Annotated in this window: 15 protein-coding genes and 5 pseudogenes; 9 read left to right on the top strand and 11 right to left on the bottom strand. The window is 49.4% G+C overall.

The genetic code is table 11. The features are described from left to right. Positions 1 to 2 precede the first annotated feature (2 nt). From PQG83_RS20960 to PQG83_RS09685, 8 genes and pseudogenes are all read right to left on the bottom strand, one after another. Positions 3 to 182: an acyl carrier protein gene (locus tag PQG83_RS20960; protein WP_376753588.1), complete on the bottom strand. Its 180-nt coding sequence runs from the start codon at positions 180 to 182 to the stop codon at positions 3 to 5. A gap of 94 nt (positions 183 to 276) precedes the next feature. Next, complete coding sequence (locus tag PQG83_RS09715; RefSeq protein ID WP_312748886.1) at positions 277 to 408, bottom strand: hypothetical protein; 132 nt, start codon at positions 406 to 408, stop codon at positions 277 to 279. An 18-nt stretch (positions 409 to 426) separates the two neighbouring features. Further along, positions 427 to 918 carry an integrase core domain-containing protein gene (locus PQG83_RS09710; RefSeq protein ID WP_312748884.1) on the bottom strand — a complete coding sequence of 164 codons (492 nt, stop codon included), beginning with the start codon at positions 916 to 918 and terminating at the stop codon, positions 427 to 429. Positions 919 to 953: 35 nt separating this feature from the next. Then, positions 954 to 1,544 carry an IS3 family transposase gene (locus tag PQG83_RS09705; protein ID WP_312748882.1) on the bottom strand — a complete coding sequence of 197 codons (591 nt, stop codon included), beginning with the start codon at positions 1,542 to 1,544 and terminating at the stop codon, positions 954 to 956. A gap of 125 nt (positions 1,545 to 1,669) precedes the next feature. Then, positions 1,670 to 1,917: pseudogene (locus PQG83_RS21145) on the bottom strand (IS256 family transposase); the annotation flags it as partial. A 659-nt stretch (positions 1,918 to 2,576) separates the two neighbouring features. Further along, positions 2,577 to 2,812, bottom strand: a pseudogene (locus PQG83_RS09695) (DDE-type integrase/transposase/recombinase); the annotation flags it as partial. Next, a complete protein-coding gene (locus PQG83_RS09690; protein WP_312748876.1) occupies positions 2,773 to 3,276 on the bottom strand; it encodes an IS3 family transposase in 504 nt (167 codons plus the stop codon). The gene PQG83_RS09690 and the pseudogene PQG83_RS09695, both read right to left, overlap by 40 nt. 35 nt (positions 3,277 to 3,311) lie before the next feature. Next, complete coding sequence (locus PQG83_RS09685; RefSeq protein WP_312748874.1) at positions 3,312 to 3,572, bottom strand: transposase; 261 nt, start codon at positions 3,570 to 3,572, stop codon at positions 3,312 to 3,314. Positions 3,573 to 4,271: 699 nt separating this feature from the next. On the opposite strand from PQG83_RS09685, the gene PQG83_RS09680 reads away from it, so the two are divergent. From PQG83_RS09680 to PQG83_RS09655, 6 genes and pseudogenes are all read left to right on the top strand, one after another. After that, the gene (locus tag PQG83_RS09680) at positions 4,272 to 4,880 is read left to right on the top strand and encodes a 2OG-Fe(II) oxygenase family protein (protein ID WP_312748872.1); all 609 of its coding nucleotides are present in this window, start codon (positions 4,272 to 4,274) and stop codon (positions 4,878 to 4,880) included. Positions 4,881 to 4,960: 80 nt separating this feature from the next. Beyond that, a complete protein-coding gene (locus PQG83_RS09675) occupies positions 4,961 to 5,566 on the top strand; it encodes a class I SAM-dependent methyltransferase (RefSeq protein WP_312748870.1) in 606 nt (201 codons plus the stop codon). Between the two features lie 233 nt (positions 5,567 to 5,799). After that, a complete protein-coding gene (locus PQG83_RS09670; RefSeq protein WP_312748868.1) occupies positions 5,800 to 6,009 on the top strand; it encodes a hypothetical protein in 210 nt (69 codons plus the stop codon). 143 nt (positions 6,010 to 6,152) lie between these two features. After that, a complete protein-coding gene (locus tag PQG83_RS09665) occupies positions 6,153 to 6,302 on the top strand; it encodes a hypothetical protein (RefSeq protein ID WP_312748866.1) in 150 nt (49 codons plus the stop codon). A gap of 175 nt (positions 6,303 to 6,477) precedes the next feature. Beyond that, a complete protein-coding gene (locus tag PQG83_RS09660) occupies positions 6,478 to 6,630 on the top strand; it encodes a hypothetical protein (RefSeq protein WP_312748864.1) in 153 nt (50 codons plus the stop codon). Positions 6,631 to 6,783: 153 nt separating this feature from the next. Then, positions 6,784 to 7,172 (top strand): annotated as a pseudogene (locus tag PQG83_RS09655) (DDE-type integrase/transposase/recombinase); the annotation flags it as partial. 423 nt (positions 7,173 to 7,595) lie between these two features. On the opposite strand, the gene PQG83_RS09650 reads toward PQG83_RS09655, so the two are convergent. Then, positions 7,596 to 9,047: a flippase gene (locus PQG83_RS09650; protein ID WP_312748862.1), complete on the bottom strand. Its 1,452-nt coding sequence runs from the start codon at positions 9,045 to 9,047 to the stop codon at positions 7,596 to 7,598. 1,206 nt (positions 9,048 to 10,253) lie between these two features. Here PQG83_RS09650 and PQG83_RS09645 point away from each other — a divergent pair. Beyond that, positions 10,254 to 10,520, top strand: coding sequence for a hypothetical protein (locus tag PQG83_RS09645; RefSeq protein ID WP_312748860.1), 267 nt, complete (start codon positions 10,254 to 10,256; stop codon positions 10,518 to 10,520). A gap of 630 nt (positions 10,521 to 11,150) precedes the next feature. Continuing rightward, the gene (locus tag PQG83_RS09640) at positions 11,151 to 12,239 is read left to right on the top strand and encodes a glycoside hydrolase family protein (protein WP_312748858.1); all 1,089 of its coding nucleotides are present in this window, start codon (positions 11,151 to 11,153) and stop codon (positions 12,237 to 12,239) included. Between the two features lie 411 nt (positions 12,240 to 12,650). On the opposite strand, the pseudogene PQG83_RS21140 reads toward PQG83_RS09640, so the two are convergent. Beyond that, positions 12,651 to 13,616, bottom strand: a pseudogene (locus PQG83_RS21140) (IS30 family transposase). A gap of 415 nt (positions 13,617 to 14,031) precedes the next feature. Between PQG83_RS21140 and PQG83_RS20945 the strand changes: the two are divergent. Next, a pseudogene (locus tag PQG83_RS20945) lies at positions 14,032 to 15,097 on the top strand (ISL3 family transposase). Between the two features lie 97 nt (positions 15,098 to 15,194). Here PQG83_RS20945 and PQG83_RS09615 read toward each other — a convergent pair. Further along, on the bottom strand, positions 15,195 to 15,500 hold the full coding sequence (locus PQG83_RS09615; protein WP_312748848.1) for a transposase: 306 nt from the start codon (positions 15,498 to 15,500) through the stop codon (positions 15,195 to 15,197). Positions 15,501 to 15,534 lie beyond the last annotated feature (34 nt).

Here is a 15,534-nt window from a genome sequence, read left to right as displayed (position 1 = left end):
TCTCATTCTTTTTTGCCTGATATGAGGTTAGCTATCGTATCTAGGGAGTCGAAGTTATCCTCGATTAGGTCCTCGGGTTCTAGAGAAGTATCAAATTTTTCCTCAAGAAAGGTAACCAGCGCCACGAATCCTAGAGAGTCAATTATCCCCGAGTGAAATATGTTTTCATCCGGTTTTAGCACCGTATTGTAAGTGCTATGGAAGTAATCAGTCAGTGCATGTATTATCTCTGCTTTCACTAGTCGTCCTCTGCTTTTGAGGTTGTCTATAAGCTCATTACAAATGCCTGACCGAATCCTGCGGACGGTCTCCGCCGGTTTCTGCGGCGAGGTCCCGCGCAGGAGTTTCTCCACCAATTTTCTCGGAAAAGTGCCAATAGGACTTGAGCCGCATTTCCCTGCGTATCACTGTAGTGCTCCCCTGAAATCAAGCCACCTGTGAACATTGTTCTTGGCGAAATTGCCGCGGACTTCGGTACTGCAAGGCTTGATGCAGGCGCTCCTCGTTATACCACCGCAGCCATTGATTAATAATCTGCCTTGCCTCTTCAAAATTCTCAAAGCGGTGTTGCCAGGCACATTCTTCTTTCACACTCCGAAAGATCCCTTCAATGAGTCCATTATTTTGTTGGGGCGTGTAGGGAGTGATAAACTCCTGGGTCAAGCGATAGCCTCCACAGGCTTGGCGAAAGCGGCGGCTTTGAAAAATTAAGCCGTTGTCACTTCGGAGGACTGGGGTGGGCCCAACAGGCCGGAGGGTCCCGAAGCGAGCTATACAACCGGCTTCCAGAGCTTGTTCAGCCTCTTTGGCTCTCCCCCGCAAGGCAAACTCATAGCCGATCAGCTCTCGATCATGACCATCAATCACGTCCCCCAGCCACCCTGGCCACACGGAATAGGCGTGACATCCATCGCCCATCGACAATTACTCTCCGTCGTCCGACTCCGCCGACTTTACACGCGGGGCCGTGGGGTCCTGGTCCGTTGATGGACGAGCCATTGCCTAATGCGTAGCACGCGATAGACCGCTTTCCGATTCACGTGCAGCCCTCCCCCGTATCGTAACAGTGCCCAGAGTCGTCGATAGCCATACGTAGGATGCTGCTTAAACAACTGCTGCAGCGGAGTGGCTAAGGCTTCGGACACGCGCGTCGTTGCTCGCTGCCCCCTGAGCGTCTGCGCATGCGAGCCCGAGCGACCTGTAACACTGAACAGACCCGGCGTTCCGAGGCGTCGGACATCCCTAGGGTACGGTTTCAAGGCTTCCCGTAAGACATCATTGTCGACCACCAGGTCCCCAATTTTCTGTTTGAGTTTCCTGATCTGCTCATCTTTGAGGGCCTCTTCGTCCTTGGGCCGACTTCGTAACGCATTTTCCGCTCCCACCAGAAATCGTTCGCGCCAGGCCTCCACCTCGGCGACGGTTAGTCCATGGGCTCGAGCCGCTTCGACTACCGAAGTTTCTCCCTTCTCAATACTCAACACTAGGGTTACTCGCCGTTTTGCGGTCCAACGTTGAATGGGTTCGTCTGGTTCCTCTGCCATGATCCACCTCCTGAATAAAAGCATTATGTCTTATGGGTGGACTCACTTTCGAGGGGAGCAGGATATCACGTCGTGGAGCCGGGGTCGTGTCACCTTGACTTTTATTTTGTTCGCTGAGGCATATCGACCTCTTCCCGTGTGCGCTTGATATTCCGCTCGGTGTGCCAGACGGTGAGAGCATGCTCCCGATCGGGTTGGTTGAAATACACGTTTTGTACAGCAACGCCGGCACCTTCAGCCGATGAAGCGTCAACAGCTCCTGGAAGGCTTCCAGGAGTGAATCTGCGGCCGACTCGTTCTTGGTCCGTAACCACGTCTCCAGTTCTCGTAACATGCGTTTGGTATCGGCATAGCTCCACTGCTCCAAGCCCTTGAGGAGTCCACTCCGCTGCCGGGCACGAACAGAATCCGCTTGGAGCGCGGGGGGACCTCTTACATCTGAAAGCGCCGGACTCCATACTCCGGTGTTGGCCGTTGAGCATGGTGCCATTGGCTTCTGGGGGGCCTCGTAAGAAATTTTCCTACAGACTCGACAGCAACGGAGCTGATGTCAAAAGACGGGCGATGTCTTGAACGCGTTCCCGACCAGTATACAACCAAAAGCCAAGCAGGCCTTACAGGACATTTGGCAGCCCGAGACCAAGGCCACTGCATAGCGAACGTTCGACCTGTTTCTGAAAACTTATGAGCCGAAATATCAGAAGGTTGAAGTGGTTCAGTAACAATGGACACTTCGAAAAGAGCGTGAATAATTTCTCGGCCTCAGAGTTTTCCCTGAATCCTTCTGAATACTGGCTTCCATAATGGCCCTCTATTAAACGATCTCCTCATCGGCCATACCTCAGATCCCCCCTTGTGTCCCATCCGGCTGCGGTGTCAAACCCTGGGCCTGCGTTTCAAAATCATTCGGGCACAGGTAGCCCAACGACGAGTGTAACCGGTGACTATTATAAAACATTTCCATATAGTCGATGACGATGGGTTGGCCGGTTGCAGGGGACTGCTTCGAGGCAGTGTCGTCGAGCCCTTCGTGTTTCACACTGCGGAACACGCTCCACGACCGCATTATCCCAACAATTGCCCCGCCGACTCATGCTGCCGATGATCTGATGCCGCTGGAGCAGTGCTAGATAGGTCTGACTCGCATACTGACTCGCGCGATCCGAGTGATGCAGGAGTCCAGGCGGGGGGTGCCGCCGGCCAATAGCCATGGTCAAGGCGGTCGCCACTAGCGAGGTCTCCATGGTAGATGCCATGGACCAGCCCACAATCTTTCGGGAAAAGAGATCCACCCCCCCGCCAGATAGAGCCACCCTTCTTGTGTAGGCAGATCCGTGATGTCACTGCCCCACATCTGGTTCGGTGTCTCAATCGTAAACTGCCGCTCTAAGCGATTGGGTGCCACCGGCTCCCCATGGCGGCTGTCTGTGGTGCGTGGGACCCAGGGCCGCTTCGGCTTCACGTTTACCCCTGCGTGCCGCATGAGGGTTCGGGTGCGCCACCGACCCACCAGCACCCCTTCAGCTCGCAACGCCTGACACAAGGGTCGTTGCCCGTAGGTGCGACGAGACGCGTAATGTAGACGGCGCACCTGGGCACACATCGCGTGATCTGGGGCGGGCGGGCGCCCTTTCAGAAAGGCATAATACCAAATGCGACTGACCTGCAACACCTGGCAGAGCACGGTCAACGGATACCTCAGCCTTTCCCGGTGAATAAACGCGAACCTCATCGCGGTTCGCTCGCGAAGAGGGCCGTGGCTTTTTTTTAAATATCCCGTTCCATCCGGAGCCGCCGGTTCTCCTCCCGCAGACGATACAGTTCAGCCTGATCCGGCGTTTGATGGCCTTTCCCAGGAAAGGCACCCGTCCCCGTCCCCTCCATCTCTGTTTTCCAGCGACGGAGCAAGCCCGCGTTCACCCCGAGATTCTTGGTCGCCTCGACCACAGAATATCCCTGTTGGATGACGAGGGCGACGGCGTCCCGTTTAAAGTCGGCCGCATACTGTTTTCTTCCCTGGCTTCCCATGGCACACCTCCATTGGCGATTATCGCTCTTTTCGAGGTGTCCATTTCAACTAGACGACTTCAGGTAACGGCTTGTTTGCGTACAGATCGCGAGGGGCTACTCACGTTCTACGCGTTTCCGTAAGCCCATTGCAGAGTCTACGCACTACCATTCCGATTGAATCCACGTTTGGGATGATTTGCCTTTGGAGCGCACAGACCAAGGGCTGTCTGACCCGTGACGATATGCTCCACAGGATGTTCAAGTTGGGGCAGGTGCGGAGAAGGCTTTGCGACGCTGGCGAGAATTCAAACAGCCAGAGAGATCGACTAGACTTACACGATATCCGACTTGTAGATATGTACGGTCTCCTCAGATAGTCTCACTCTGTCCTTCGTGCCTAGCTGGAAACTCCTATCAATGGTGTCTCCAGGTTTTGGCGGTTAAAGATCCCCTCGCAAACGTCCGAAAGTGCATTCGAGATATTTTATAATTTAGGTGGGATTTAGCAGAGTGGGTTTGATATGGGTGAGCTAGCAACGGACTTCTAGCACGTTCAGAGTGTTTTGACCGAGGACGACATCTCGTCCCTCAAGCAGGCTTGCAAGAGACACCTATCCCAGGAAAGGGGCCATACCGAGCTACACACTGATCGATTCTCTCGATATTCCCGCCTTTACAAAGATCAAACGCACGATCGAAGAACAAACCGGAGAAACGTTGTACTACCTGAATGATTTCTACATTTACACCGACGACACGTTTGCCACGGGCTGGCATATGGACACCGAGTTGTTTACATTCGAACACGCCCTCAACGCTTGGATCCTCTTGTCGTCGGATCACGTAACCGACCCCTTGTGTTTCATCGACCAACTCAATGATACGCCTGACCGCTACTATCATAGTCTGAAGGTCGATGGTGATGACTGCACGTTCACCAATTTCAGCAAAAAGAACAAAACCACACGTTCCTTGGCTGCCATCGAACAGGCGAGGCTTCATACCCCAACGATTGACGTCGGCGACATTCTCGTCATCAACCCGCGGCGCTTTCATAGAACGAATACCTCGGAAGCCAAGCACTGTCTTGCCATCAAGTTTGTCTACAAGGGCCCCAACGGACTTCTGTCGACCACACAGGTACCGTCGATGTTTTGGCCGGAGATCGGGATTTTCAACAAGCTCGTCAAACAAACCGTCGAATGGGACAAAGTGTTCGAGGGACTTCGGGGCGAACTCAAGACACCCAAGGGCCGCAAGGCACTCAGTGCAGGCTTCTACCCCGAGAAGATCCAACTCTATAAGCGCATGGTGCAGACCTTGTAGTTTGTCAGGTCTGCTTTGCGTCCTGGCGCGGGAGAATCTGCCAAGTCATACCTGTCAAAAACCAAAGAAGAGGCACTTAAATGGCTATTTTTTTAAAAAGTCCGAGTCGAGCACTGAAAATAATCCGTAATATAATTAGAGACTTAAGATTTGGCGGTTTATTTGGGAGAACCATCAAAACTCGGTACGCAAATATTGGCGCTATAGATACCGCTAGCACAGAATACGACGTGTTGCCCAATATTTTCGAAAAACTTATCAAACCAACCGACGTCCTTGTCGATGTTGGTTGCGGGCGAGGAAGAGTAATCCGTTGGTGGATAAGTGAAGGATATTCGAATCAGATTATCGGAGTCGAACTCGACGAGGAAGTGGCAACCTACGCTAAAAAACAGTTAAATAAATACAAGAACGTAACTATCATACATGGAAATATCCTTGATGTTATCCCTGTGAATGGGACCATTTTCTATCTTTACAATCCATTCCATCGCGACGTTATGAAAGAATTCAAAGATCGCATGTCTGAAACGTTTAGAATTAAGAAGGAAGTTCTTTTAGTCTATTATAATTGTCAGCATTTGGATTTATTCGAAAACGATCCGCATTGGCTAATTCAGAAGAGAGAAACAAGCGATATACCATTCTCACAAGGAGAGTGCGCTATTATAAAGCTTGTCGGCTAATCGCATATTAGAAAATGGATAATTTATGCGTTTGTTAACTCGAATTCAATTCAATCCTAGCGACCATCCCTAACTCTCTGCGCTGGCACGGCTCAACCCTAACCATACCGGCGATGAAGAAAATTCACGCAGAATAATATGCAGCAACTCTAACTTCAAGACTGTATTAGATTTAGAGTGAGATCATTTTTAAGGTTGTCAATAAGTTTGTTGAAATTGCCTGTGCAACCCCCATGGTTATTTTACGCTGCCTTCGTCGTCGAAGGGATCTGCTGGTCCGCTTGTTCAGCCCTGATGGTCGCCATGACCTAAGCAAATCCTGCAAAGCCTTTCACGCGCTTAAACTGTTTCTTGCAGTAGAGCAACACCGTCCCCAGTTAACGCTGGAGCATCGCGCTGCCTCGGGTGCGTTTGATCTTTCGCTCGCTGTGCCGGACGAGTGAGGACATGCTCTCGATCGGATTGGTCGACATATGGTCCTCCCCTGATTTTACGGACACATCAGAAACGCGCCATACTTGGCAAGGAGGTGTGTCATGGAGCAACGGAGAACGTACAGTCAGGAGTTTAAACAGAGGCTGTTCAGGTGGCCAAGCAAGCTGGTGGGGCCATTACGCAGGTGGCACGGGATTTAGGGATCAATGCCGCCATGTTGGGGCGGTGGTGTCGGGAAGCCGGACTACGAGGGCCGAAAGCTTTTCCTGGGACAGGGACACCCCCATCTGTGTCAGGATAGTTGTCGTGTCTGTTATGTATGAAAGTATAACAATTGGGGGGGGCGGTGCGAGATGTAGCCGGGTGGCCATCCAGCGGCGTGGAGTGCGTAGCTAGTACGCGGCGTCCGTGACGACTTGCGGCAAGCAAGGAGAAAGATTGCGACCGGCCACCTCCTCCGCATGCTTGAGTCCAACATGGGAACTCTGGAAGGCGATGGAGGGATGCCAAGGGCGTGCGAATCTGATGCCCTTATTGCTGGCGGAGCTTCCGTAGTAGTCGGAGACAGGGAAAGCCTGTTACAGGGCGAAGGGGAGCAGCTTAGTCGAATTGTGAAGCAGACTATCTGACTTTAGTGAGGTGAAGACCTTTGAGCATCAGTGAAATGCAACGCAAATTTATGGTCATGAGCCACGACTAGGTGGAGAGCCGTATGCGCTGAAAGGTGCACGTACGGTTCGGGGAGGAGAAGCAGGGAAATAGTATATTTCTACGCCCTGTTTCTTACTCTACTTCCCACGAGCGAAGGCTGGCTCTACCTGGCGGTGGTCCTGGATTTGTTTCACGCCAAGTCATTGGCTAGTCCATGCAATCGCAATTGTGGCGCGAGTTGGTGATCCAAGCCGTCCTAATGGCGGTATGGCAGCGACGGGTTCCGAATGCGGTCATCCTGCATTCAGACCGGGGGACCCAGTATACGTCACAGGATTTTCAAGCATTCCTCCAGGCGCATGGAATTGTCAGTAGTATGAGTGGGGTAGGGAACTGCTATGACAATACGGTCGCAGAAAGTTTCTTTGGGTTACTCAAGCGGGAACGGGTCCATCGGCGTCAGTATCGCACCCGAGCAGAGGCCCGCACCGATGTCTTTGACTACATCGAGGGATTTTATATCCGACAGCGGGCGCACTCCTTTACCCAGGGAGTGGCACCCAGGATTTTTTGCGAACGGTATCATCAGGAGTCTTCTTTAACCTGTCCGTGAAAACGAGGGAAGACCACTTCAATCACTCGGACATTTTAAGGACGCTTAGTTTTGATTGGCCAAAACATATTCACACTAAGTTCGATTACATAGCTAAGATGGGGAAATTGAGGCTTCTCCCTCAACTTTCTCAAGTTTTTTTCAATTCTCCTCCAAATTACTCAAAGTCATGTAAGGTTCGTATCTGAATCACAGAATTGGCGAGTCAAAGGAAAGCCGTCCAAAGATTCAAGGAAGCTAAAAATTGATTTTTGCCCCTGGTTAAATTGTTGTTTTAGGTCTGAGGGAAAATACACTTTTATTCCTTCCATGCCCTGACTCACCTCCCCACTATGGCTGACAATTCCCTTCCGTGGCTGGAATGGTCCTTCGTGGGCTGTTCCGAAATAATTTCCAGAACTTGGGGAGTTCGTTTTGTCTTACTTCCGTGAATAAAAACAGTGTCGCAAAGTAAAGAAAAATGGACACCAGAACTTTTGCAAACAACGGCGCAGTGGAAAAAAATAAAAAAGGAACGATAAATGAAAAACAGGCAATGCCACTTCTCACAATTGTTCGTCCGATTCCTGGCCAACCCAGGATTGAACTCAAAGGCATTATGAACAGGACTAATAGGAGGATTTCAGATCCTATGGTTGCGAAAGCGGATCCCAGCACTCCCCAAATTGGAATTAAAAGGAGGTTGCCTGTGATAATCGAAAGTGCTCCGTAAGCCTCTCTTTTTGTTTTTTCAGATTGCAAGTTTACCGCAGTCAGGAATGTTCCTAAAATGTTCCTCACGCTGAATAGGAAAATTAACGCAGATAAGATACGCAACACAGGAATCGATTCAGAATAAATTTTTCCATAGAGCAAATCAATAAGGTCTGGAGCGATCAACCAAATCCCGCATGAGGTTGGCAGTCCAAAAAACACCATGAGGCTAAGCGAGTTGCGATACAACGCAACGAGTTGGTCTTTATCCTGGGTATGTAAACTTGAGGCCATGGGAAGAAGGATGATGCGTACAAAAATCGAGAAGAAAATAAGACTAAAAACTATTCGGTAGGCAACATTATAGGTCCCTGCGGCTGTTGTCCCAAGCAGAAATCCCAACAACACTATGTTAGTTCGCATGGCCATTTGGCCGAGTAATTCTGAGAGACCATACGGAATGGTCGAACGAAATCTCTTGGATACGGATGACCAGGACGTGGCCAGCTTAAGGCGGCCATATCTTTTCTTCGCAAGATAATATCCACCCCAACTATGTACGACGGCCATAATCGGGAGCATGCCTACCGCTAAAAAAAGATTGCCTCCCAAAAGCAAAACCACTATGGCGGTCAAAGCGCCAGTCACACGATGGGAAAAGTCAAGTAAGCCCGCTAGCTGCATATTCTCATGAGCAATAAACACGGCAGAAAACCCATCCACTAGCGTGCCGAATATAAACGAAATGCCAATGATTAAGATCAGGGATTGGGCGTGTTCAGAAACCGGCATGAAAGGGGTGAGAAAAATCAAAGCTACCGTCACACTCACAGCCAATATTATCCTCAGAGACCATATGGAAGCAAAGGATTGTCCAAAAGGTAAGACCTTATGGCTTAATTCTTTTATGGTGAGGTAATAAAGACCAAAGTCGGCAAATGCAATGCAAAATCCGCCCAGAGCCATTGCAAAGGAATAATGCCCAATACTTTCCTGTCCAAAGGTCCTAGCAATGAGAACAAAAAGAAGAAAATTGAAAAAATCTCCAGAAGCCCGGCCAAAGGTTAGAAAACTAAAGTTTTTAAACATATCTTAAATAGGGGCAAAATTGCTTATACGATTGTTTCACTATTTTATAAAACCAAACAGGCAACCACAGGCGTTTAAGCCTGGGGAAGAATGCTCAACCGAATCCCCGACACTATCAGTGGTGGGGAGGCCAATTAGCCAGCTCAAGTTTGGTTAGAATAAAATTTGAGCTGTGGAGGTCTGAAGTATTGGGCTTTAGGCCAGGGAATAAGCTTGCTTATGTCTTTTTACTTCGGCCAGAAAGGGCCAATACCTGAGTTGAACGATTCAAGAATTTGCTTTTAGAATATCTCGAATTGAAATGAACTTTCATGGAAATTCTTTTTTTCTATAGTGCTTATCCCGAGTCAAGTCCAAAGTAGGTTGAAATTTTCCAGAGCTCCACAGTCTATTTGGACAACCGGTGTCGTGCCATCTTTCTCCATTTTGGATTCCCTTTATAGAGCTGCCCATAAGGAAAAGAAAATCCATCTCGCCCTTGGGCTTTTGCACAGCCGTTATTTATGGGCCAGTAAGACTTCATCCCCGCCGCCCCTGCGGCTGATGGTAAGCTGTTCAGGTATCCACTTTAGCATATTGTTGTTCCTCCTCTACCAGCTAAGTGATCGTCTCAAGGCCAAAGCGGACATGCACTGCGAAACGGGGGCAAAGGCACCCTGGCCGATGCAGCGGGAAGTTTGGAACTGTTTCCCTTCCGTGCGGCCTTAAATCACGATCCCCATGGGAATGAATTGACTCAAAGTTCCGCCTCTCCTTTTGGATTGGCAACTAACATCCGTTTATTCAGGCAGGGCTGCATTTTGCGCTAGTGCGGCCCCCCCGGTCGTTCAGTGATATGGGTGAATCAATCACGTAATCTCTGCCGTGAATACCCACTTAACTTCAGGAGGTAGCAGATGACACTTTGCCTTTGAGGGGCCTGGAGGGCTCAGTGACCCAAAATCCGAAAAGGCGGCCAATGGCAAGTTGAGAATCGGCCCCGCAGCCTGGTTTTTCTAGGCACGCAAGGAGGACACGAACATAGGTAAGAAACGCTTCATGGATCAGTAATTTGTTAGGGCTTTACACAAGCAGGGGGTGGGGAAAAAGTCGGCGTGATATCTGACAAACTCGGCATCATTGAATAAACCTATGACACCTGGAAGCGTAGGTATGCGGATCTCGGGTTAAGCGTAATTCGAGAGTTGCGGTAGTGAGGGTTTAGGAATGCATCTCCGAGAGCTGCCGGCCATGCGCGCCCGCACTCCAATGGATCACGCCAAAGCCTCGAACGAGCGGTTAAGAATGGATATTGTCAGTGATCGTTTGATCAATGGCCGGTGGTTCCCAGTCCTGAATTTCATCGAGCAATACACGCCCGAGTTTTTCTTGTTATTAGTGGATCAGTCTGTTGCGGGAGAGAAAGTCGCCAAGGGGTTGGGAAAGGGTCCTTCAGGAATATTCGGCACCTTAATCGATTGCCGTGGACAATGAGAGCGAATTGATGGGCCGAGCCATGGGGCACTGGGCGCATAAACACCAGATTCATTTTGATCTCATGCGAACATTGTCCTGTTTCTTGCCAGAAACTTTTTCTGCAATTACGTAATATTGCTGAATGCTACGCCATGCGCTTTGAAATTGTTTTAGGATACGCAAGTCTTGTTTGGTTTTAGATTTCATGACGCTATATTATTATTAATGATTATAAATTAACCCATGGACGGTATGATTTTGAGCTTAAGATTTTATTTTTTCCCCCGAATTTAAGGTGAAAAGGAAATATGGGCGTAGGAAATACCCTTGAACCTTAGCTGGGCTAGATTAATGGCTTAGATTTTGCTCTCATCCACAAAGATATTACTAAACTTGCTAGAAAGTCCCTTGCTTTGCATGGGTATGAATGGAAGCTTGGAGCGAAGGGGAGGCAATAGGCTGTTTAGGTTTTTAAGAAGCCCCGCTCTATGGGTGTGAAACTTTATAAAAAAACGCAAAGAGCCAAAAAGTCTAAACACCAGTTTCATAAAATAAATGGAAAGCCAATGGAAATAAAGAGTAGGAGAGTAGAATAGCAGTAGATTCGGCATAGATTCGATTCAAGAATTTATAGGAGGGGACACCAATATGTTGGCAATTCGGTTTTTACTCGTTGGAATTATAATTTTGTCAATAACAGGGCAGGCTTTTGCTGTGGATACGATTCCAGAAAAACTTTCTGGATGGACCGAAAAAGGTATTGTTCTTCAGAATAGTAGCAACATTGCTTGGGAGAATAAGCCGGGTATCGCTGTCAGTGGTATAGCAAAAGTCGGCGGGATCTATTATTTGCATTATCTTGCTGGGTTTGACGGGTGTTGGAATAATGATGGTGACGTCAACCATCAAGCTCTCGGCCTCGCCACCAGCACGGATGGAGTTAACTTTACGAAATTCTCAGGCAATCCCGTTTTGAAACCTCATAACTTTGTACCCGTACACGCACATGAAGAAGGTATTCGAACGGCGTATATTAAGTATCTTCCCTCTAAGGGGAAGTTTTACGGATACTTTGGAGTTGAGTCTCCGGGGGGTTCTCAGACATGTGACTTTGGTGCGAATGGACCTTCATATTCCTGTGGGTGTGATACAGGCGTTGATGCGCAAGTGTTTTTAGGTACATCGGTTGATGGAAAAAACTGGACGGTGGAGGGTGCGGTAGGGGGTACGTACGCCACAAATACGCACGAAGTTTATGCTGCAGACTGGGTATACAATGGCAGCCAGTTCGGTCTGTACGTCACTGTTGCTGAGGGCGCAATGGGAAAATTTGCATCTAGAGGATCCAACCCATTGAGCCTCAGTGAATTAGGGGGGGTTAGTGCACTTGCCTGGGGCTGGTCCGGACTCGACGCCTATTTGCACGACGATAACAACACCGTCACATTAATATACAATCCTTATGGTGGTAATCATCCTGGCGTCAACAATGACAATCTTTATTTTGCTACCACCTCTCTGAACGACATGAAGAATATTCAAAATGAGCGGGTCATCACTACATCGGGGGAACTACAAAATAAAATATTTCGAGATGGCAACGAGTGGAAATGGTATTACAGCGATGACCCAAGCTGGAATATCAATGTTATCAAACTTCGCACACATCCGCTCATCAATAATGTGGATACTGTACCTCCGAATCCTCCACAGAATTTGAAAGCAACTGAGCAATGAGATGATGTGCCACGGTGTCTCCATAAAATCTATGAGCAATTTTGAAACCTGATGTCTGCATTGATGATCATTAGTGACCAGGATTTCGGGTGAGTTTTTTTGATGCCATCAGGAAATTGATTCCCTCGATCACTTTTTTCAGGGGATATTTCCCTCAATCTTAGCCGCGTCTCTGCGTTCGGGTTGAAGGTGGATGTCTAGTTAAAAATATTTTATCCCGGGACGCCATTTCTTTTCTTAAATCTCATTTTCTAGTTTAGGTAGCATTTACAGGTCGTATCTGCGTTCGCCGCGTATGGCTTTGAAGGCTGACCAATGCTTCTGTTGATTATTCCCGTCTATCAAAAAAAAGAATAATTCTTCCTTAAACTCTTTATCTTCACTCGCCTTGGGTCTTTATATTTCTTGGATTCAACTCGCTAGTGCAACGACTGGGTTGATGCCAAAACATACTTGATTCGGAGTTTTAGGCCCAAGGCTTTTCCTCGGGCGATTATTCAGTTTATTCATGACCTGCTGAATCTCTTGCTGAGTGAGGGTGGCAAAGGGCCGGTGTTTGAGGAAATATTGGCGAATGAGCCCATTCGTGTTTTCATTGAGCCCGCGTTCCCAAGCCGCGTAGGGATGGGCAAAGAAGAAGCGCACCTTGAGGGATTGGTGATCGTGGTGTGATGGGCGAATTCTCTGCCGTTATCTGCAGTCAGGGTGTGCAAGGGGAGCGTCAGCGGTTTCAATAAGGCCATCACTGAGGTGGCGACCGCGTCGGCACACCGGCGGGTGATTTTGGCGATGAGGCTCAATTGTGATTTGCGCTCCGTTAACGAGACCAAGGCTTGTTTATGGCCTTGCCCACCAGCGTATCAACTCCCAATCCCCCAGCCGCGTGCGACGCTCAACAATCGCGGGACGGTGTTCGATAGAGATGCGGTTGGGGAGGGGGCCCCGACGACTGTAGGTACCATAGCGTTTGCGGTGCTGCCGCTGACACCGTAAATGCCTGAACAGGGTTCCCTGGCAGCGTTTATCGCGATAGGCATGTTTTTGGATCCATTCATGACTGACTGTGGGCCCATGGCTAGTCCGCAACCATCCGCTGATCTGTTCCGGGCTCCACTCTTCCTTGAACAGGCGGTTGATGCGGTGCCACGTGGCGGCTGGAATGTGGCTGTGGATTTTCCTGCAGCACCGAGTCAGGGTGAAACGATGGGCTTGTTGTGTGCGATATCCCCGTCTCCCCTGATTCCGTTGCACTTCACGGCTAATGGTGAATTTGTGGACTCCAACCACAGTGGCGATCTCCTGATAGGGATGGCCCATGTTCAATAAGACCTGAATCTGATAGCGTTGCTCCAGGGTCAGTTGTGTGTGGTGTCTCATCAGTGCTCTTCTTACTAGCCGGTAAAAGAAGCCAGGATGCTACCGCAACTGACCTCCTAAACCGAACTGGTGAGTTGCACTTACAAGTTGAATTCACCTTTTTATTTTGGTAAATCGGTTGAAAAGATTCTCCCTTTATTAATTAGGCTCATGGCGTAATAGTGTGGGTAAAAGACGGCACGTTGAACGCCTGAACCCGTTGTCCATATTTGCAAATAGGCATTTTAAGACGGCTGGAATTTTGGCATGATGTTGCGAGGGCTACTTCATCTAAATCCAATCGTCTTCTGGACGCATATGCATTTCTCGGTTTTCGACCGTTGAGCAAAGCTCAAGGTGTGTTCGGCGATCCGAAGGCACGGGTCATTGCCTTGTTTCGACGCTCAAAGAAACTGTCTGTGGTGCCTGCGGCTTGGTGCACTCTGTGTGGTACGACCGTAGCACGCGGAGAATTTGCGACCTCTCCTGCGCGGATACGCGCGTTTATCTGGAGGTCGGGATTCGACGGGTGCATTGCCGAAGTTGCGGCAAAGTGAAGCGGGAACACCTCGACTTCCTTGCCGACAACCCGCTGTACACCAGGCGGTTTGCATTTTACGTTGGTCGGCGCTGTCGCAGTGCCACCGTGAAGGAGGTGGCCAAGGAGCTGCACCTGGACTGGCACGCGGTCAAAGTGTTGGACAAGCAGTACATGACGGCTCAGTTGGCGCGTGCTGGCACCCCTGGCTCCAAGGCGATTGGCATCGACGAAATCTCGATTCGCAAAGGGCATACCTACCGCATCGTGGTGAGCGATTTGATCCGCCGTCGCCCGATCTGGTTTGGCGGGCAGGATCGATCCGAAGCGAGCATGGCGCAGTTTTATGATTGGCTGGGACCGAAGAAGAGTGCGGGTATCCGCCTTGCGGTGATGGATATGTGGAAGCCGTTTCGCAACGCAACAACCGACAAAGCACCGCAAGCGGCGATCCTGTTTGAGAAGTTTCACGTCATACGCCATTTGACTAATGCACTGGAGTCCGTCGCACCGAGTACGCACGATTGACTGGCGACAACCGACGTTTCATTAAGGGTCAGAAATACACCTTGCTGTCGCACCGCGAGAACCTGAACATGGATGACAGGCGAGCACTGAAGACCCTGCTGGCGGCGAACAAATGGCTCAATACCGCTTACCTGCTCATGGAGTCTTTCGGTCAACTCTGGAGCTACCAGAGTGAGGGATGGGCGCGACGCTTCTTCGAGAGCTGGCGCGCCAGCCTCAAGTGGCAGCGATTGAAGCCGTATGAAAAATTCGGCGAGATGATGGATCGTCATTGGGTAGAATCACGGCTTATTGTAAACCGGAAATTAAAGTCGTATTGGGATTCGTCGAAGGTTTAAACAACAAGATACGCGTCATTCAGCGGCGCTCGTATGGGCTGCGCGATAAAGAGTATCTGCGATTGAAAATCCTGACTTGCTTGTTGCCAATCCTTTAAAATGATCGAAATCACCCACACAACTACGCGAAGATCCATTATTTAAAGGTAATTAGGTCGAAACGTAACTAAAATAGATCTTCAAGAACCGCTTGAATCAGTTCTCTGTTCGGTGGTTAAAGCGATATTCGATTTCTTTCAGATACATGGGAAAATGATACTTCCAGACACCCCGATAGTGATACAAAATATGTTTGGCATAACTCCAAAAGCCTTCAATCCCGGTGATATGGTTTTTCACTCGGCTCCGGCTCACAAAGCGTTTTGAATGGTTGATCGTATGATGTTTCCCATACCGTTTCAAGGACTGATATCCCCGAAAGGCATCGGTGTAATAGCCCGACCCCTTGCGCGTTTTGGCCTGGATATGCCGCATGAGTTCCTCGGCACTGACCGACTCCACAACTTATGTTGTGCACACAGTGTTCCCGTTCCAG

Origin of the sequence: Candidatus Nitrospira neomarina (assembly GCF_032051675.1) — a bacterium.
In the GTDB taxonomy this organism is placed as follows: domain Bacteria; phylum Nitrospirota; class Nitrospiria; order Nitrospirales; family UBA8639; genus Nitrospira_E; species Nitrospira_E neomarina.
The sequence above is the reverse complement of the archived record's forward strand: the minus strand, read 5'-3'. Positions and strand labels throughout refer to the sequence as shown.

Bases quoted from the DNA above. Each gene is read 5' to 3' on its own strand.
- PQG83_RS09710 (WP_312748884.1), bottom strand. From the start codon at position 918: ATGGGCGATGGATGTCACGCCTATTCCGTGTGGCCAGGGTGGCTGGGG.
- PQG83_RS09705 (WP_312748882.1), bottom strand. From the start codon at position 1,544: ATGGCAGAGGAACCAGACGAACCCATTCAACGTTGGACCGCAAAACGG.
- PQG83_RS09690 (WP_312748876.1), bottom strand. From the start codon at position 3,276: ATGAGGTTCGCGTTTATTCACCGGGAAAGGCTGAGGTATCCGTTGACC.
- PQG83_RS09685 (WP_312748874.1), bottom strand. From the start codon at position 3,572: ATGGGAAGCCAGGGAAGAAAACAGTATGCGGCCGACTTTAAACGGGAC.
- PQG83_RS09675 (WP_312748870.1), top strand. From the start codon at position 4,961: ATGGCTATTTTTTTAAAAAGTCCGAGTCGAGCACTGAAAATAATCCGT.
- PQG83_RS09670 (WP_312748868.1), top strand. From the start codon at position 5,800: ATGGTTATTTTACGCTGCCTTCGTCGTCGAAGGGATCTGCTGGTCCGC.
- PQG83_RS09660 (WP_312748864.1), top strand. From the start codon at position 6,478: ATGGGAACTCTGGAAGGCGATGGAGGGATGCCAAGGGCGTGCGAATCT.
- PQG83_RS09650 (WP_312748862.1), bottom strand. From the start codon at position 9,047: ATGTTTAAAAACTTTAGTTTTCTAACCTTTGGCCGGGCTTCTGGAGAT.
- PQG83_RS09645 (WP_312748860.1), top strand. From the start codon at position 10,254: ATGCATCTCCGAGAGCTGCCGGCCATGCGCGCCCGCACTCCAATGGAT.
- PQG83_RS09640 (WP_312748858.1), top strand. From the start codon at position 11,151: ATGTTGGCAATTCGGTTTTTACTCGTTGGAATTATAATTTTGTCAATA.